The organism is Microbispora sp. CSR-4 (assembly GCF_008033685.1).
Classification (GTDB): Bacteria; Actinomycetota; Actinomycetes; order Streptosporangiales; family Streptosporangiaceae; genus Microbispora.
In genome coordinates this window covers 147,904-166,017 of sequence record NZ_VJVX01000001.1, presented here as the reverse complement: position 1 = coordinate 166,017, position 18,114 = coordinate 147,904, and the positions used below count along the sequence as shown (strand labels likewise).

18 protein-coding genes are annotated in these 18,114 nt (G+C 71.0%); 15 read left to right on the top strand and 3 right to left on the bottom strand.

What is annotated here, in order from left to right:
- Positions 1-121 precede the first annotated feature (121 nt).
- The 6 genes from uvrB (at position 122) to FLV34_RS00810 (ending at position 6,536) form a co-directional block, all read left to right on the top strand.
- The gene (gene uvrB / locus FLV34_RS00830; RefSeq protein WP_147942149.1) at positions 122-2,233 is read left to right on the top strand and encodes an excinuclease ABC subunit UvrB; all 2,112 of its coding nucleotides are present in this window, start codon (positions 122-124) and stop codon (positions 2,231-2,233) included.
- A gap of 571 nt (positions 2,234-2,804) precedes the next feature.
- Positions 2,805-3,344 carry a hypothetical protein gene (locus tag FLV34_RS00825; RefSeq protein ID WP_142645124.1) on the top strand — a complete coding sequence of 180 codons (540 nt, stop codon included), beginning with the start codon at positions 2,805-2,807 and terminating at the stop codon, positions 3,342-3,344.
- A gap of 470 nt (positions 3,345-3,814) precedes the next feature.
- Complete coding sequence (locus FLV34_RS00820) at positions 3,815-4,297, top strand: Rrf2 family transcriptional regulator (protein ID WP_147942148.1); 483 nt, start codon at positions 3,815-3,817, stop codon at positions 4,295-4,297.
- A gap of 49 nt (positions 4,298-4,346) precedes the next feature.
- The gene (locus FLV34_RS00815) at positions 4,347-5,642 is read left to right on the top strand and encodes a cell wall metabolism sensor histidine kinase WalK (protein WP_142645126.1); all 1,296 of its coding nucleotides are present in this window, start codon (positions 4,347-4,349) and stop codon (positions 5,640-5,642) included.
- Positions 5,639-5,770: a hypothetical protein gene (locus FLV34_RS42115; RefSeq protein WP_260617029.1), complete on the top strand. Its 132-nt coding sequence runs from the start codon at positions 5,639-5,641 to the stop codon at positions 5,768-5,770. The genes FLV34_RS00815 and FLV34_RS42115 overlap by 4 nt, the downstream gene beginning before the upstream one ends.
- Before the next feature lie 160 nt (positions 5,771-5,930).
- Entirely contained in the window at positions 5,931-6,536 is a 606-nt protein-coding gene (locus FLV34_RS00810; protein ID WP_142645127.1) for a DUF4126 domain-containing protein, read from the top strand.
- 59 nt (positions 6,537-6,595) lie between these two features.
- Here the strand turns inward: FLV34_RS00810 and FLV34_RS00805 are convergent, their stop codons facing one another.
- Together FLV34_RS00805 and FLV34_RS00800 are read right to left on the bottom strand one after the other, a co-directional pair.
- Entirely contained in the window at positions 6,596-7,063 is a 468-nt protein-coding gene (locus FLV34_RS00805; protein ID WP_260617043.1) for a Uma2 family endonuclease, read from the bottom strand.
- Between the two features lie 82 nt (positions 7,064-7,145).
- Positions 7,146-7,841: an acyltransferase gene (locus tag FLV34_RS00800; protein WP_147942147.1), complete on the bottom strand. Its 696-nt coding sequence runs from the start codon at positions 7,839-7,841 to the stop codon at positions 7,146-7,148.
- A 155-nt stretch (positions 7,842-7,996) separates the two neighbouring features.
- On the opposite strand from FLV34_RS00800, the gene FLV34_RS00795 reads away from it, so the two are divergent.
- From FLV34_RS00795 to FLV34_RS00755, 9 genes are all read left to right on the top strand, one after another.
- A complete protein-coding gene (locus FLV34_RS00795; protein WP_142645130.1) occupies positions 7,997-9,667 on the top strand; it encodes a CTP synthase in 1,671 nt (556 codons plus the stop codon).
- Positions 9,664-10,293, top strand: a complete 630-nt coding sequence (locus FLV34_RS00790; protein ID WP_142645131.1) for an NUDIX domain-containing protein — start codon at positions 9,664-9,666, stop codon at positions 10,291-10,293. Before FLV34_RS00795 ends, FLV34_RS00790 begins: the two co-directional genes overlap by 4 nt.
- 35 nt (positions 10,294-10,328) lie before the next feature.
- The gene (locus FLV34_RS00785; RefSeq protein ID WP_260617030.1) at positions 10,329-11,255 is read left to right on the top strand and encodes a site-specific tyrosine recombinase XerD; all 927 of its coding nucleotides are present in this window, start codon (positions 10,329-10,331) and stop codon (positions 11,253-11,255) included.
- A 125-nt stretch (positions 11,256-11,380) separates the two neighbouring features.
- A complete protein-coding gene (locus FLV34_RS00780) occupies positions 11,381-12,241 on the top strand; it encodes a ParA family protein (RefSeq protein ID WP_260617044.1) in 861 nt (286 codons plus the stop codon).
- Positions 12,242-12,296: 55 nt separating this feature from the next.
- Entirely contained in the window at positions 12,297-13,163 is an 867-nt protein-coding gene (locus tag FLV34_RS00775; RefSeq protein WP_260617031.1) for a ScpA family protein, read from the top strand.
- Positions 13,164-13,290: 127 nt separating this feature from the next.
- Complete coding sequence (gene scpB, locus FLV34_RS00770) at positions 13,291-14,001, top strand: SMC-Scp complex subunit ScpB (RefSeq protein ID WP_142645135.1); 711 nt, start codon at positions 13,291-13,293, stop codon at positions 13,999-14,001.
- Positions 14,001-15,845, top strand: a complete 1,845-nt coding sequence (locus FLV34_RS00765; RefSeq protein WP_261985605.1) for a pseudouridine synthase — start codon at positions 14,001-14,003, stop codon at positions 15,843-15,845. Before scpB ends, FLV34_RS00765 begins: the two co-directional genes overlap by 1 nt.
- 113 nt (positions 15,846-15,958) lie before the next feature.
- Positions 15,959-16,318 (top strand): chorismate mutase, encoded by a 360-nt coding sequence (gene aroH, locus FLV34_RS00760; protein ID WP_142645137.1) that lies wholly within the window; start codon positions 15,959-15,961, stop codon positions 16,316-16,318.
- A 157-nt stretch (positions 16,319-16,475) separates the two neighbouring features.
- Entirely contained in the window at positions 16,476-17,570 is a 1,095-nt protein-coding gene (locus FLV34_RS00755; protein WP_142645138.1) for a prephenate dehydrogenase, read from the top strand.
- A gap of 11 nt (positions 17,571-17,581) precedes the next feature.
- Here the strand turns inward: FLV34_RS00755 and FLV34_RS00750 are convergent, their stop codons facing one another.
- Positions 17,582-18,100, bottom strand: coding sequence for an ABA4-like family protein (locus tag FLV34_RS00750; RefSeq protein WP_142645139.1), 519 nt, complete (start codon positions 18,098-18,100; stop codon positions 17,582-17,584).
- Positions 18,101-18,114: the final 14 nt, after the last annotated feature.

Below are 18,114 nucleotides of genomic sequence, written 5' to 3'. Positions count from 1 at the left end.
GCATCAGGACCGGAATTGTCGGTCGGCGCGCGTAGGTTATGGAGGTGAACCGGAGCGAGCGTGAATGCCCCTGTGCGGCCGCCCGCGCCGGTGGACGGGGCGAGTGAGGAGCTGAACGGCGATGACATCCATGATGGACCTGAATCGGAAGGTCGCGCCCTTCCAGGTCGTCACCGACATGACGCCGTCCGGCGACCAGCCCACGGCGATCGCGGAGCTGGAGCGCCGGGTCAGGGCTGGGGAGAAGGACACGGTCCTGCTCGGTGCGACCGGCACCGGCAAGACCGCCACGGTGGCGTGGCTGATCGAGCGGGTGCAACGCCCGACGCTGGTCATGCAGCCCAACAAGACGCTCGCCGCCCAGTTCGCCAACGAGCTGCGCGAGATGCTGCCGAACAACGCGGTCGAATACTTCGTGTCCTACTACGACTACTACCAGCCCGAGGCGTACGTCCCGCAGAGCGACACCTACATCGAGAAGGACTCCTCGATCAACGAGGAGGTCGAGCGGCTGCGCCACTCGGCGACCTGGTCGCTGGTGTCGCGCCGCGACGTGGTGGTGGTCGCCTCCGTCTCCTGCATCTACGGCCTGGGCACGCCGCAGGAGTACGTCGACCGGATGGTCGGGCTCAAGGTCGGCCAGCAGATCGAGCGCGACCAGCTGCTGCGGCGGCTGGTCGACATGCAGTACACGCGCAACGACCTGGCCTTCACCCGGGGCACCTTCCGGGTGCGCGGCGACACGGTCGAGGTCATCCCGGTCTACCAGGAGCTGGCCGTCCGCATCGAGATGTTCGGCGACGAGATCGAGAAGCTGGCGACGCTGCACCCGCTCACCGGCGAGGTCGTCGGTGAGGACGACGAGCTGCACATCTTCCCCGCCTCCCACTACGTGGCCGGTCCCGAGCGGATGGAGCGGGCCATCGCCGGCATCGAGGCGGAGCTGGCCGAGCGGCTCGCCGACCTGGAGCGGCAGGGCAAGCTGCTGGAGGCCCAGCGGCTGCGCATGCGCACCACCTACGACATCGAGATGATGCGCCAGGTCGGCACCTGCGCCGGGATCGAGAACTACTCGCGGCACATCGACGGCCGTGAGGCCGGAAGCCCGCCGCACACGCTGCTCGACTTCTTCCCCGACGACTTCCTGCTCGTCCTGGACGAGTCGCACCAGACCGTCCCCCAGATCGGCGCGATGTACGAGGGCGACGCCTCGCGCAAGCGGACGCTGGTCGACCACGGGTTCCGCCTGCCGTCCGCCATGGACAACCGCCCGCTCAAGTGGGAGGAGTTCCTGGAGCGTATCGGCCAGACCGTCTACCTGTCCGCCACGCCGGGGCCGTACGAGCTGGGCCGGAGCAAGGGCGAGGTGGTGGAGCAGGTGATCCGCCCCACCGGCCTGGTCGACCCCGAGGTGATCATCAAGCCCACCAAGGGCCAGATCGACGACCTCATGGAGGAGATCCGGGCCCGGGCGGAGCGGGACGAGCGGGTCCTGGTCACCACGCTGACCAAGAAGATGGCCGAAGACCTCACCGACTACCTGCTCGACAACGGCATCCGCGTCCGCTACCTGCACAGCGAGGTCGACACGCTGCGCCGCATCGAGCTGCTGCGCGAGCTGCGCATGGGCGAGTTCGACGTGCTGGTCGGCATCAACCTGCTGCGTGAGGGCCTCGACCTGCCCGAGGTGTCGCTGGTGTCGATCCTCGACGCCGACAAGGAGGGCTTCCTCCGCTCGGAGACCTCGCTCATCCAGACGATCGGCCGCGCGGCGCGCAACGTGTCCGGCCAGGTCCACATGTACGCCGACAAGATCACGCCCAGCATGGAGCGGGCGATCGAGGAGACCAACCGGCGCCGGGCCAAGCAGATCGCCTACAACGAGGCGCACGGCATCGACCCGCAGCCGCTGCGCAAGAAGATCGCCGACATCCTGGACAGCCTCGTCCGCGAGGACGCCGACACCGCGCAGCTTCTCGGCGGCGCGGGGCGGCAGCAGTCGCGCGGCAAGGCGCCGGTGCCGGGTCTCGCCTCCCGCGGCGCGGGCCAGCACGCGAAGGCGATCGCGGGGGAGATGCCACGCGCCCAGCTGGAGTCGCTGATCGAGTCGCTGACCGAGCAGATGCACAACGCCGCCGCCGACCTGCAGTTCGAGGTGGCGGCCCGGCTGCGCGACGAGATCAAGGAGCTCAAGCGGGAGGTCCGCGACATGCGCGAGGCCGGCGTCAAGTAACGGCCCAGCGGCCACGCGATCCCCTGCCCGGTGCCCCGCCCCGGGCACGCCGGGCCGCGCTGGTGATTGGGCAACCGAGCGCCGGCAGGGAGGCACGACCGCGCCGTGCTCGCCTGGGCCAGGCGGGCCTGGGCGAGGCGGGGTCCAGCTTGTGATCGCCGGCCCGGCGCTGGCGATCGGACAACCGAGCGCCGCCGTGCCGTGACCGCCCGGGCCGGCAGGCCCGGGCGAGCCGCGAGGTTCAGCGTGTCACCGCCGAGCCCGGCGGCGAGGTGGCGTCACCCGGTGCCCGGCCATGCGGCCGAGATTCCAGGTCGGCGAATCTGGTGAATCGCGCGATGTGGCCATTGATGGGCGAAGCGTGAAAAACTGACCGCGTTTCTGGCGTTCTTATTCCGGCGAAATCATGGCCGGCAGGTGAAATCGGCGGATGCGGCGCCGGATGCGATTGACCTGGTCTGATGCAGGGAAGGCATTCGTCGGCGTGTGGATGAACGTCCATATGTCATGGGGGTGGCTCGTTCGAGCGGCCCCCGCCGGGCGAATCCGTCTGTGGCAAATCGGGGAAACAATGCGTTCGACGACTTTCGTTTTCACTTCCTACGCCGGCCTCGTGCTCACCGCCGGGTCGGTGACCGCTCTCCTCGCCGGTGGCGGCGAATCTCCGGCGCGGTCGTACGCCGCGGTGGCGATGCATCGGCCCGTCGCGTTCGCTCCGCTCTCTCCAAGCACGTCCGCTACGCCCGCGCCGTCGTCGGAGCCCAGCCCGTCGGCGACGCCGGGCGACCTCGCCGGGTGCCGGGACGGCGACTGCGAGGTGCGGGTGCATGCGGAGGACCGCATTACGATCGACCCGAGCCTGGGCGTGGACCAGATCACCGTCGTGGGCCTGCGGGGAAACGCCGTCAGGCTCTCGTTCACCGGCACCTCGACGGTCGTCGACGGTCTGGACACCACGATCAGCCGGACCTGCAACAACGACGACTGCAGGGTCAGGGGAGCGGTGACGATCACCACGAGCAGGCCGGGCCGCATCGGCGACGTCGCGCTGCGCCTCGCCCAGGTGGCCGGTGACACCGCCGCGCTGGTGCTGAAGCCCGTCACCCGGTAGGACGACAGGCATTCGCACCCCTGCTCCTAGGGGCCGGCCGGAGCCGGTGTGATGTCTCGTGGCCCGGCTACTGGTGATTTTCGTGCGGCGCCGAGGTGGGCCGGAGCCGGTGCGATGTCTCCTCGCTCGGCTACTGGTGATCTCCGTACAGCTTTGGGGCTGTCCGGAGCCGCCGGCGATCTGGCTCACCGGTGATTTTCGTGGTGGTGGGGGCGGCCCGGTCGCTCGTGACCACGCTTCCGAGCCGCTCTCATCGCCGGGTTCCTCGCGCCGCCTCCCAAGCGCTGCGCCTTCTGCGGAGCCGGGACTTCCGGCCACGCCCGGTGGCCGCGACACCCCCGCACGGGCCCGCTCGCGCGGTCTGATGGGTCCCGCGCAGCGCGCGCCCAATACCCACAGATGATGGCTGCACCACTTCTGACCAGGCAAAATGTATGCCGATCAAAAACCTGGATGTGTAGTATCCAGGTATGCGGATGAGCGAAGGCGTCGAGTGGGCGATGCACTGTTGCCTGACGCTGGCATGGCTCGGCAACGAGGTGCCGGTCTCGACGGCGAAGCTCGCCGCAGGGTTCGAGCTGCCGCCCGCGTATCTCAACAAGCAGCTTCAGGCACTGGCCAAGGCCGGGATCATGACGTCCACTCCGGGGGCGAGGGGCGGGTTCCGGCTGGCGCGGCCCCTGGAGGAGATCTCGGTCATGGACGTCGTGACGGCGATCGAAGGGCCTGCCGAGGCGTTCCAGTGCACGGAGATCCGACGGCGCGGGGCCGGCGCGGGGCGGCCGGAGGAGCAGTTCCGCGTTCCGTGCGCGGTCTCGACCGCGATGCGCAAGGCCGAGATGGCGTGGCGGCGGGTGCTGGCCGCGCAGACCCTGGCCGACGTGCAGGCCGCGGCGAACCGGCGTGCGCCCCAGGCGGGCGAGGTGATCCGGCGCTGGTACGAGCAGAACTGATCGTCCCGCGACGATGACCATCGCCGGAACCAGGGAGGGGTAACCGGATGTGAACCCGCATTCCATAAAAGCCCGCTCCACGATCGCCGCGGCAGGGCTCCTGCTGCTCGCTCTGGTCGTGGGAGGCGTCGGCCTCGACCTGGCGATCCGCTACAGAGTCCAGAGCGAAGTCTTCTTCTCGGCCGAGCAGGTCGCCGCGCGATGGAGCGCGGCGGCGCGCAACGGCGCCGTGCCGCGCCCGATCCCCACCACCACCGACATCACCCTCGTCCAGTTCGTGAACGCCCGCGGCGAAGTCGTCAACTCGAGCATGCAAGCTGCGGGCATGCGGCCGCTCAGCACGCTGCGCCCTCCGGCGGACGATCGCCTCCAGAAGCGCACGGAGTGTTCCGCGCAGGGCCGGTGCATCATGCTCATGGCCAATCGGGTCACCCCGGCCGCGGACTCGCCGGTCGTGTACGCCGGCACGGCCCAGCCGTCCCTCCTGGCCACGCACAATCTGGAGTACGCCATAGCTGTGGGCGGCATCCTGATCCTGATCTCGGTCGCCCGGATGACGTGGTGGGCGATGGGGCGGACCCTGCGCTCGGTCGAGCGGGAACGCCAGTTCGCTTCCACCACATCCCATGAGCTCAGGACGCCGATCGCCGGTCTGCGGGCGCATTTGGAGGAGGCTCTCCTCTATCCCGACGACGTCGACCCGCGCGACACCATCCAGGGAGCCTTGCGGGCCACCGGCCGGCTTGAGGCGATCGTCGACGACCTGCTGCTGATGACCCGGCTGCACGGCACCGCCGCGGCGGCGCCGGAGTTGGTAGAGCTCGGCGCGCTGGCGGCGGAGGAGGCGTCGGCGCTGGCCCCCGGGGTGCCGGTGCACGTTCTGGCGGCCGGCGACGTGCGCGTCTACGGCTCCCGGATCCGGCTGGCCCGCGTGATCGGCAACCTCCTGAGCAACGCGCAACGGCATGCGGTCAGCGTTGTCACGGTGACGGTCGACTCCGTCGGCGACCAGGCTGTCGTGGCGGTCACCGACGACGGGGCGGGCGTCCCCCCGGCGGATCGCGAGCGCGTCTTCGAACTTTTCGTTCGCCTGGACGAGGGGCATCGCCTGGATTCCGGCGGCAGTGGTCTCGGCCTCGCCATCTCCCGCGACATCGCTCACGCCCACAACGGCACGTTGCGAATCGAGGACTCTCCGGTAGGCGCCCGTTTCGTGCTGACGCTGCCGCTGGCGGGGACGGCGGGAGCCGCGGCGGAGTCGACCGCCGTGCCCGGGCAGGCCGCCGCCAAGTCTCGGAAGAACACCCGGGCCGAGCGTCGGCCGTCTGCCGGGACCGGCCCATGAGCGCAGCGGTCGCTCCGGGCCTTCCCACGACGAAGCAGGCCCAGCGCCTGGGCGCGCTGGTGAAGCGCGGCGCCGACGCGGAGGACGTCGCCACGGCGATCGACGAACTCGCCGCCACGCCAGGCTGACGACGTCTCGGGGCGGCGCCCGAGAGGGCGAGCGCGGCCACACGGCCCGCGGCCGTGCCCGCTCACCCGTGTCGATTCGCGGGGGCAACCGGGGACACGGCGCAACCGCCGTCCGTTGACGGGAAGGCGGGATCGCCCCGCCGGCCGGAGGAGGTGGCTGATGTTCGCGGCGCTCACCGGGCTTGGACTGTCGACCGCGGCCGGGCTCAACGCGTACATCCCGTTGCTGCTCGTCGGCGTGCTCGCGCGGGTCACCGACGCCGTGCGGCTGCCGGCCGAGTACGCCTGGCTGTCCGACACCTGGGTTCTCGCGATCATCGCCGTGCTGCTGGTCGCCGAGTTCGTCCTCGACAAGGTGCCCGTGGTCGACCACGTCAACGACATGATCCAGACGGCGGTACGGCCCGCGGCGGGCGGCGTGGTCTTCAGCGCCACGGCGGCCGCGGCGGAGATCGACAATTCGGCGTGGATGGCCGAGCACCCGGCGGTCGGCTGGCTGCTGGGCATCGCCGCCGCACTGGCCGTGCACCTGATCAAGGCTTCGGCGCGGCCGGTGGTGAACGCCACCACGGCGGGTGTGGGCGCGCCGGTCGTCAGCGTGGCCGAGGACGTGGGCTCGCTCGGCATGAGCCTGATCGCGATCTTCCTGCCCATCCTGGTGGTGGCGGCGCTGGCCGTGCTGGCGTTCGTGGCCTGGCGGCTCATCCGCAGGGTGCGGCGCCACCGGGCCGCCCGCCGCGCCCGCGCCACCGCGCCGCCCGGCTGACCGGCGGCTCACCACCCTCGCTCGCGGCCGGCGCTGTTCGGCTCAGCCGATGAAGGGGCTCAGCCGATGAAGGGGCTCAGGTCGAGGTCGATGTCCACGTCGAAGCCGACGTAGGTCGTGAGGCGCTTGCGATGGATCCCGGTCGGCACGTACGCCCTGACGCTCGGCTCCAGCTCGAACGTGTACGCGACCGGTTCCTGGTCTTCCAATTCGATGCGCCAGAGATATCTGATCCCGGCGTCCGAGTAATTGATCGGCTTCGTCGTGCGGTCCCGCTCCTCCGAGTCGGGTGACACGACCTCGACGACGAGCTGGACTTCCTCCGGTCGGTAAGAGGTCCGCCGCAAATCGGAGAGCGCTTCCTTCTTGACGACAAGGACATCCGGTTCCGGCCGCTGCCGTAGGCCCAGAGTTATCGACATCTCCCTGGCGACGGCGAGATGGCTCGGAGGCCGGATGCCGCGGTCACGGTCGACCAGCAGGTTGACCATCAACATGTGGAAGTTGGTCTGGGGAGACCTCATGATGAGGAACCCATGGCGATCATGTCACGTTCGGTAGTCGTGCATGGCTCGTTCGCGGAGGCGTGCGAAGCCCGGGCCGGTTCGGCTAGGCCGTACGGGACTCGTGCTCGGAAAGGGTGCGGGGATCGGCGGGGGGGGGAGAGGTGAGGCGGGCGGCCGAGGGGCTGTGCCAGCCGAGGTCGGGGGAGTGTCGTCGCACGATCTTGGCGGGGACGCCGGCGATGACCGAGTGGTCGGGGAACTCCCCGCGCACCACGGCGCCGCCCGCGACCACCGACTGACGGCCGATGCGCGTCCCCGGCAGGATGATCGCCCCGGTCCCGATCCACGATCCCGAGCCGATGGAGACGGGCTTGTTGCGCGGCCACTGCCGTCCGATGGGGATGTCGGGATCGTCGTACACGTGGTTCTGGTCGGTGATGTAGACGTAGGGGCCGGTGAAGACGTCGTCGCCGATGTCGATGGACTGGTGGCCGACGATGTGGCTGCCCCTGCCGATCGAGCAGCCCCGGCCGATCCGCACGATCGAGTCGGGCCCGAGGTCCACGCCGGGGCCCATGCCCGCCGAGATCGACACCCGTTCTCCGACGAGCGTGTGCGGGCCGATCTCGATCCACTGCTCACCGAAGATCGCGCCCTGGGGGAAGGACAGGCACACTCCCTCGCCCATGCTGCGGAACCGGTAGCCGCCCGGGGCGGCCGGGCTGATCGCCGCGGCCTCCCGCACGTAGGTCCACCCCCGATGGACCAGACGGCCTACGGCGCGCTTCACGAACGACATAACGCGACAAGTTACCGCTAGGTCGGCGTGTCCGCTATGGCGGGTTAGTGCACGTGGTAAGCCCAATGTTGCCCGACGTTTGATATTCTGAGAGCCCGTGGGCATCGCGGCGTCCAACCGGACGGCCGGATCGACATCGACCACGGGAGTTCTTCTTGCGCAGCGCCGCACAAACCAAGCATCTGTTCGTCACCGGCGGCGTCGCCTCCAGTCTCGGCAAGGGACTCACGGCCTCCAGCCTCGGTCGTCTCCTCAAGCTTCGCGGCCTCCGCGTCACCATGCAGAAGCTCGACCCCTACCTGAACGTCGACCCCGGCACGATGAACCCCTTCCAGCACGGTGAGGTGTTCGTCACCGACGACGGGGCCGAGACGGACCTCGACATCGGCCACTACGAGCGCTTCCTCGACACCGAGCTGCACGGCTCGGCCAACGTCACCACCGGCCAGGTCTACTCGAACGTGATCGCCAAGGAGCGGCGCGGCGAGTATCTGGGCGACACCGTCCAGGTCATCCCGCACATCACCAACGAGATCAAGGACCGCATCCGCGGCATGGCGGGCCCGGACGTCGACGTGGTCATCACCGAGGTCGGCGGCACGGTCGGCGACATCGAGTCGCTGCCGTTCCTGGAGGCAGTCCGGCAGGTCCGTCACGAGGTCGGCCGTGACAACGTCTTCTTCCTGCACGTCTCCCTGCTGCCGTACATCGGCCCGAGCGGGGAGCTGAAGACCAAGCCCACGCAGCACTCGGTCGCCGCGCTGCGCAGCATCGGCATCCAGCCCGACGCGATCGTCTGCCGCTCGGACCGGCCGATCACCACCTCGCTCAAGCGCAAGATCAGCCTGATGTGCGACGTGGACGAGGACGCCGTGGTCTCCGCCGTCGACGCGGCCTCGATCTACGACATCCCGAAGGTGCTGCACGCCGAGGGGCTCGACGCGTACGTGGTGCGCCGGCTCGGCCTGCCGTTCCGCGACGTGGAGTGGACCGAGTGGGACCAGCTCCTGCGGCGGGTCCACCGGCCCGCCAAGGAGGTCACGATCGCGCTGGTCGGCAAGTACATCGACCTGCCCGACGCGTATCTGTCGGTCACCGAGGCGCTGCGCGCGGGCGGCTTCGCCAACGACGCGCGCGTCAACATCCGCTGGGTCAAGAGCGACGACTGCGAGACCCCCGAGGGCGCGGCCCGCGAGCTGGACGGCGTCGACGGCGTGCTGATCCCCGGCGGCTTCGGCGTGCGCGGCATCGAGGGCAAGGTCGGCGCCGTACGGCACGCCCGCGAGCAGCGCGTCCCCCTGCTCGGCATCTGCCTCGGCATGCAGTGCATGGTCATCGACGCGGCCCGCAACCTGGCCGGGATCGAGGACGCCGACAGCACCGAGTTCGACCCCGAGACGATCAACCCGGTCATCTCGACCATGGCCGACCAGAAGGACGTCGTCGCCGGTGAGCGCGACATGGGCGGCACCATGCGGCTCGGCCTCTATCCGGCCAAGCTCGTGGACGGCTCGCTGGCCCGCCGCCTGTACGGCAAGGCCAAGGTTGAGGAGCGCCACCGGCACCGCTATGAGGTGAACAACTCCTACCGGGAGAGGCTGGAGAAGGTCGGCATGGTGTTCTCCGGCCTGTCGCCCGACGGCCGCCTCGTCGAGTACGCCGAGCTCGCCACCGACCAGCACCCGTTCTTCATCGGCACGCAGGCCCACCCGGAGTTCCGCTCCCGCCCGACCCGGTCGCACCCCCTGTTCAAGGGGCTCGTCGGGGCCGCCCTGGAGTACGCGGGCCGGCGTGAGAACGTCGCGAAGGCGGGCCGGGCCAAGTGACCGCGGACAACACGGTGAACGTCGAAGACGTCGAGGAGTCCTGGAACGTCGTCGCCTCCGTCGAGCACTTCAGCGGGCGGATCATCAGGGTGCGCACCGACACGGTGGAGATGCCGGGCGGGGTGACCGCCGACCGCGACTACGTCGTCCACCCCGGCTCGGTCGCGGTGCTCGCCCTCGACACCGAGGACCGCGTGCTGCTGATCCGCCAGTATCGGCATCCGGCGCGGCGGCTGCTGTGGGAGCTGCCGGCCGGCATCCGCGACGTGCCGGGCGAGCCGCTGGTCGAGTGCGCGGCGCGCGAGCTCGCCGAGGAGGCCGCCTACCGGGCGCGTACGTGGCACACGCTGGTCGATCTGCGCACCTCCCCGGGCATGACGGATGAGCGGATCCGCGTCTTCCTGGCCCGCGACCTGGAGCCGATCCCCGACGAGGAGAACACGTACGTACGCCACCACGAGGAGGCCGACATGCCGTCGGTCTGGATTCCGCTGGGCGTGGCGGTCGACAAGGCCCTGAGCGGAATGATCCACAATTCTCCTGCGGTCGCCGGTATCCTCGCCGCGTACGCTGCTTCCGCCGACGGATTCAAGGGCCTTCGTCCCGCCGACGCGCCGGAGGCATGATTCCGTAGGGAGACGTTCTGAGCGAGCCCGAGGCGGTGCTGTCCAGCTACCTCGCCCACCTGGCGGTGGAGCGGGGGCTGTCTGCCAACACGCTCGCCTCCTACCGGCGTGACCTGCGCCGATATGTCGAGCATCTCCGGGCGCGCGGGCTCGAGACGTTCGCGCAGGTCGCCGAGTCGGACGTGGTCGCCTTCCTCGCCGCGCTGCGGGAGGGCGACGAGGATCACCCGGCGCTGGTCGCCAGCTCGGCGGCCCGCGCCGTGTCGGCCGTACGCGGGCTGCATCGCTTCGCCCTGCGCGAGGGCGTGGCAGGCCACGATCCCGCCCACGAGGTGCGCCCGCCGCGCCAGCTCCGGCGGCTCCCGAAGGCGATCACCGTCGCGGAGGTCGAGCGGCTCATCGCCGCCTGCGGCCCGGAGGACTCGCCGCTGGCCCTGCGCAACCGCGCGCTGCTGGAGGTCCTGTACGGCACGGGCGCCCGGATCTCCGAGGCCGTGGGGCTGGCGGTGGACGACGTGCCGACGGGGCCGGTCCACGACGAGGAGTCCGACCAGGACCAGGTGCGGCTGCGCGGCAAGGGCGGGCGCACCAGGATCGTGCCGCTCGGCCGTTTCGCCCGCCAGGCGCTCGACGCGTACCTCGTGAGGGCCAGGCCCCGGCTGGCGGCGCACGGCCGGGGGACGCCCGCGCTGTTCCTCAACGCGCGGGGCGGGCGGCTCACCCGCCAGGGCGCGTGGGAGGTGCTTCAGGCGGCGGCGGAACGAGCCGGACTTTCCGGTGTATCACCGCACATGTTGCGCCATTCGTTCGCAACTCATCTCCTGGACGGCGGCGCCGACGTTAGGGTTGTCCAGGAGCTGCTCGGCCACGCCTCGGTGACCACCACGCAGGTGTACACCCTGGTGACGGTCGACAAGCTCCGGGAGGTCTACGCGGCGGCGCATCCCCGTGCGTTGCATTAGAAAACCCATCTCGGCAGCCTCTGGCGCGCCGCCTTGCCGACCACGTGCCTACCCTTTAGATTCGATCAGGTTCGAGGGCCGTCAGGGAGGACCAACAGGTGACTGCGACCACAGAGGGGACGTGGGTGGGGGCTCCCGGTGCGATCGGGCCTACCGGCCGTCCCCGTCCGGTGTTCCCCGAGCCGACCCCGCCGGAGTCGCACGGGCCCGCGCGCATCGTCGCGATGGTGAACCAGAAGGGCGGCGTCGGCAAGACGACGACCACGATCAACCTGGGCGCCGCGCTCGCCGAGGTCGGTCAGCGGGTGCTGCTCGTCGACTTCGACCCGCAGGGCGCGCTGTCGGTCGGCCTGGGAATAGACCCCCGGCCGCTTGAGGCCACGGTCTACGACCTCATCATGGAGGAGCCCGACGTCACGGTCGAGGACGTGCTGCTCGACACCACCGTCGACGGCATGCAGCTCCTGCCGAGCAACATCTTCCTGTCCGGCGCGGAGATCCGGCTGGTCAACGAGGTGGCCAGGGAGTACGCCCTCCAGCGGGCGCTCGAGCCCCTGCTGCCGCACTACGACATCTGCCTGATCGACTGCCAGCCGTCCCTCGGTCTGCTGACGGTCAACGCGCTGACCTGCGCGCACAGCGTGATCATCCCGCTGGAGTGCGAGTTCTTCGCGCTGCGCGGCGTGGCGCTGCTGATGGAGTCGATCGGCAAGGTCCAGGAGCGGCTCAACAAGAGCCTGGAGATCGACGGCCTGCTCGCCACGATGTACGACCCCCGGACGCTGCACGCCCGCGAGGTGCTGCAGACGATCATGCAGGGCTTCGGCGACAAGGTGTTCCACACGGTCATAAACCGCACGGTGCGCTTCCCCGACGCCACGCTGGCGGGGGAGCCGATCACCCAGTTCGATCCCGGCTCGATGGGTGCCACCGCCTACCGTGAGCTGGCCCGCGAACTGCTGGCCAGGTGGCCCGCCCGCGTGTGAGCCCCCCGGGCCGCGCCGGAAGGGGACAACGGGCCGGTAGGGGACAATGGCAGGTGTGACGACCGGCCCGGAGACCGACCAGGGCGGCGAGGAGAGCGCCCCGAGCGGCTTCCAGGTGCACCTGGACGTCTTCGAGGGGCCGTTCGACCTGCTGCTCGGGCTGATCTCCAAGCACAAGCTGGACATCACCGAGGTCTCCCTGCACAAGGTCACCGACGAGTTCATCGCGTACATCCGGTCGCGGGGCCCGGAGTGGGACCTCGACCAGACGAGCCACTTCCTGCTCGTCGCGGCGACCCTCCTCGACCTCAAGGCGGCCCGGCTGCTGCCCACCGGCGAGGTGGAGGACGAGGAGGACCTCGCCCTGCTGGAGGCACGCGACCTGTTGTTCGCCCGGCTGCTGCAGTATCGGGCGTACAAGGAGGTCGCGAAGATCTTCGCCGGGCGCATGGCCGAGGAGGCGCTGCGCTTCCCGCGCGCGGTGCCGATGGAGAAGCGGTTCGCCGACCTGCTGCCGGAGCTCGTGCTCGGCATCGGGCCCGATCAGCTCGCGAAGATCGCGGCGAGGGCCTTCACACCGAAGGCGCCGCCGTCGGTGTCGGTCGCGCACATCTACCAACCGCTCGCCAGCGTACGGGAACAAGCCGCTATCCTTGTCGAGCGGCTGAGGCGGCTCAACCGGGCGACCTTCCGGGCACTGACCGCCGACTGCTCGGGGACGTTCGAGGTCGTCGCCCGTTTCCTGGCCGTCCTTGAGCTGTTCAGGGAGGCCGCGGTCTCCTTCGAGCAGGTCGAACCGCTCGGCGACCTGTACGTCACCTGGACGGGAAGCGCCGAGGGCGATGTCACGGTCGGCGACGACTACGACGAGGGCAGGCGTGAGGAACGGCCCGCCGAGGCGGCGGACACGCGGGACGAGTGAGGCCGGGACCAAGGGCCGCACCGGACCGGAAACGCCGGACCGGCGGACACCGGCCGAGCATGCCCGGCCTGCGGGCGCCGGCGTACGGCACGGCGGAGATGGTGACCCGCACGACGAGCGAGGAGCGATGGAAGCGAGCGACACCCCCGGCTCCGGCGACGATCTCTCCGGCCCCGCCGGCGACGTGACCGGACGGGACGAGGACGACCTCGCGTCTTCCGGCCTCGCGTCCTCCGGCCCCGGAACGCCGGATCCGGTCTCCGGCGCCCGCGATCCCGAGGCGGAGGTGCCGGCGGACGGGCCCGCGCTCACCGCGGCGCTGGAAGCGATCCTGATGGTCGTGGACGAACCGGTCGCCGAGGTCACCCTCGCGCAGGTGCTGGAACGGCCCACCGCCGAGATCACGGCCGCCCTGCGCGCCCTGTCAGAGGAATACACGGCCGCAGGACGGGGTTTCGACCTTCGAGAGGTGGCCGGAGGCTGGCGCTTCTACACGCGGGCGGAGTGTGCCGCCCTGGTGGAGAAGTTCGTCAGGGACGGCCAGCAGGCGCGGCTGACGCAGGCCGCACTGGAGACCCTCGCCGTGGTCGCCTACCGGCAGCCCGTGAGCCGGGCCAAGGTGGCGGCGGTGCGCGGCGTGAGCAGCGACGGCGTCATGCGGACGCTGGTCGCACGAGGCCTCGTGGAAGAGGCCGGAACCGACCCGGAGAGCCAGGCAGTGCTCTACCGGACGACGAGTTACTTCCTGGAGAGACTGGGGCTGCGAAGCCTCGACGAGCTTCCCGAGCTCGCCCCGTTCCTCCCGGACGACGTGGAAATTCTTGAGGAGCAGAAGTAGTGGACAACAGGCGTGGCACCCCGTCCGGTGAGGGACGCGGTCGGAGCCGGAACACCGGTCGGCAGGGCGCGAGCCCGCGTGGATCCCGCAGCGGGTCCGGCGGCGGCTTCCGCCCCCAGGGCGACCGGCGCGGAGGCTCCCGCGTTCCTGGTTCCCGGTCCGGGTACGGGTTCGACTCCAGGCGTTCCCGCGACGACGACGCGCGCGGCGACCGGTACGGCGAGCGCCGGCCGGACGCCCGCGGCGACCGATACGACGACCGGCCCCGCGGCATGGGCCGCCGCGACGACGACCGGGCCGCGTTCCGGGCGGAGCGGGGCGGCTCGCGTGGCCGGTACGGCAAGCCCGAGGGCGGCCGTTTCGGCGACCGCGACCGTGACGGCGGGCGTGACCGCGGCTTCGCCCGCGACGACGCCTCCGGCCGCGGCCGTGGGTTCGAGCGTGAGCGTGGCTTCGACCGTGAGCGCGGTTTCGGCCGCGGTGACCGCGACGGCCGCAGCTTCGGCCGTGACGACCGTGAGCGCGGCTCCCGGGGCGGTTCGCCCGCCGAGCGGCCCGCGTTCCGCGGCGAGGGCACGGGTTCGCGTGGCCGGTACGGCAGGTCCGAGGGCGGCCGGGACCGCGAGGCCGTCAGGGGCGCAGGCCGCCCGTCCTTCGCCGAGCGCGGTGACAGGGGCGAGGCCCGTGGCGACCGCTATGAAGGCCGCGGTGACCGGTTCGAGGCCCGCGGTGATCGCGGATGGAGCCGGAACGACAGGGACGACCGCCGCGACGACCGTGACCGGCGCGACGATCGCCGTGACGACCGCCGTGACGATCGCGGCGGGCGCAGCGGCGGCGGGCTGCGCGCGGCGCGCGGCGGCGGCAGGGCCCGAAGCGACGAGGTACAGACGATCGGCCGCCTTGGCGGCCCGCGCGGCCGGTCCGGCTCGCGCGGCGCGGAGCGCGGGGCACCCTCCCGCACCGGCGCGCCTTCCCGTGCCGGCCGTCCCTCGGGCGCCGGCCGGCCCGGCGTGACAGGCCCGGTGGCCAACCCGTTCAAGACGTCCCGGCAGCCGCTGCGCGACCCGGACTTCTACGACGAGGACTACACCGACGAGCGCGACACCACGGAGGTGCCGGGCGGCGAGCGGCTGCAGAAGGTCCTCGCCCAGGCCGGGGTGGCCAGCAGGCGGGCCTGCGAGGAGATGATCGGCGACGGCCGGGTGACGGTGGACGGCCAGACCGTGCGCCGCTTCGGCGCCCGGGTCGATCCCGCCAAGCAGGTCATCCGGGTCGACGGCAAGCGCATCCCGACGTCCTCGGAGACCGTCTACTACGCGATCAACAAGCCGATCGGCGTGGTGAGCACGATGGACGACCCCGAGGGCCGGCCCTGCCTGAACGACTACGTGCAGGACCTCGCGCCCCGGCTGTTCCACGTGGGGCGTCTCGACACCGAGACCGAGGGACTGCTGCTGCTGACCAACGACGGCGAGCTCGCCCACCGGCTGACCCACCCGAGCTACGGCGTGCAGAAGAAATACTGGGCCAAGGTCCCCGGCCCCATCCCGCGCGACCTGCACAAGGTGCTGCGCAAGGGCGTGGACCTGGAGGACGGCCTGGCCAAGGCCGACGAGTTCCGGGTGGTGCAGGAGCACGGCCAGCAGGCGCTGGTCGAGATCGTGCTGCACGAGGGCCGCAAGCACATCGTCCGGCGCATGATGGAGGTCGTCGGTCATCGGGTGATCGACCTGGCTCGCATCGAGTTCGGCCCGGTGAAGCTCGGCAGGCTCAAGCCGGGGACCGTACGCCAGCTCACCGTGCAGGAGATCGGTGAGCTGTACGCGGCGGTCGGCCTGTAGCCTTTCCGCGCGGCGGGCGAAAGCCGCAAGCCGGGCGGAATTGGATGAAGCGCGTATATGGGTCGGGTTCGTCTCCGCGGGAGACCGGCCCGGCCCAGCGAGAGGGGAACGACATGGTGCGAGCGATTCGGGGAGCCATTCAGGTCGACGGCAACGATCGTGACGCGATCCTCGCCGGGACGACCGAGCTGGTGACCGAGGTGATGGGGCGCAACAACCTCACGACCGACGACGTCATCAGCGTGATCTTCACGTGCACCCCCGACCTCACCGCGGAGTTCCCCGCGCTGGCCGCGCGCAAGCTCGGCTTCCACGACGTGCCCCTGCTGTGCGCGACCGAGATCGACGTGCCCGGCGCGCTCCCTCGCGTCGTGCGGCTGATGGCCCACGTGCAGACCGACCGGCCCCGGCAGGAGATCCAGCACGTGTACCTGCGCGGCGCCGCGGCGCTGCGCGTGGACATCGCGCAGTGAACCTTTCCCTCGGGCGTCGTCCATCGGGCGACGCACGGTAGACGTCGTCCCGGCGGGTTCGCGCCGGGACGGCGGGGCCGGTGAATCACCACAATCCACCCACAAGAGATGCGTCGCGGGACAGCGCGCCCGGGACGGCGATGGCAGGAAGAACGCGATGACTCCCATCGAGGATGCCGAGATCGGCAGTGTGGTCGTTGTCGGGACGGGCCTCATCGGCACGTCGATCGCGCTGGCGCTGCGGCAGCGGGACGTGCGGGTCTTCCTGGCCGATCGGGACGCGGGAGCCGTACGGCTGGCGCGTGAGCTGGGGGCGGGGGAGGACTGGACCGGCGAGCAGCGGGTGGATCTGGCGGTCGTCGCCGTGCCGCCCCAGTTCGTCGCGCAGCAACTGCTGGATCTGCAAAAGCGTGACAGCGCCCGGTTCTACACCGACGTGGCGAGCGTGAAGGCGCTCCCGCTGGCTCAGGCCGCCCAGCTCGGCTGCGACCTGACGACGTACGTCGCGGGGCATCCGCTGGCGGGCCGCGAGCGGTCGGGCCCGGCGGCGGCCCGCGCCGACCTGTTCCTCGGCCGTCCGTGGGCGTACTGCCCGACGGACGAGGCGTCGCCGCGGGCGGTGGCCGCGGTGGAGCGGCTGATCTCACTGTGCGGCGGCAACGCCGTGCGGGTGGAGGCGGAGGAGCACGACCGTGCCGTCGCGGTCGTCTCGCACGCTCCGCACGTGACGGCGGCCGCGGTGGCGGCCCGGCTGGCGGAGGCGTCGGAGACGGCCCTCGGGCTGTCGGGGCAGGGTGTGCGCGACGTGACCCGCATCGCCGCCAGTGACCCCGCGCTGTGGACCGGCATCCTCGCGGGCAACGCGCTGCCCGTCGCCGAGGTGCTGGAGGCGCTCGTGGCCGATCTGAGCGCCGCCGCCCGTTCGCTTCGCGCGCTGGCGGGCGACGGCGCGGCCATGGGGCAGGTGACCGATCTCCTGTCGCGGGGTGTGCGGGGGACCGGGAGGATCCCCGGCAAGCACGGTGGTCCGGCGCGCACGTACGCGGTGGTCCAGGTGCTCATCGGCGACCGTCCCGGCGAGCTGGCCCGCCTGGTCCAGGCCGCGGGGGAGACGGGCGTCAACATCGAGGACATCCGCCTGGAGCACGCCACCGGGCTGGAGCTCGGCGCGGCCGAGCTGTACGTCCAGCCGGAGGCGGTGCAGACGCTCACCGACGGCCTGCGCGAGCGCGGCTGGCAGCTGCCGAGCTAGGCGCCCGGTCGTCAGTCGGCGGGGAGCGGCCCCGGAGACGGGTCACGCGCGGCGGGTACCGGCCCCGGCGACGGATCATGCGCGCCGGGGACCGTCCCGCGCGCCCTCGCGGCGCGGGACGGCAGGATCAGGCGGGCGGCGAGATAGAGCATCGTCCCGATGGGCGACAGCAGGACCGTCAGCAGCAGGATGGGGCTGGTCACCAGCGGGGAGATGCCCCGTTCCCGGGAGTCGAGGTAGATCCACCGCCCGACGAACAGGTCGAACCCGATGACATGGGCCCACAGGACGGCGGCGCCGTCCGGGCTGCCGAAGAAGTCGGTGAGAACGCGCAGATCCGGGCGGCTCACGGCGGCCCACAGGGCGCCGAAGCGCGGTATCACCAGCACCAGGTAGACCAGCAGCGGTGGTACGACGATCAGTGGTGAGGACACGATCCGGTGTGTCCACGACCACGCCGGAACGAGGATCATCAATATCCAGAACGGCGTGGCGAGCGGGAACGCCAGCTCGAAGAGGGTCTCGGTCATCGGCTCCTTCTGCC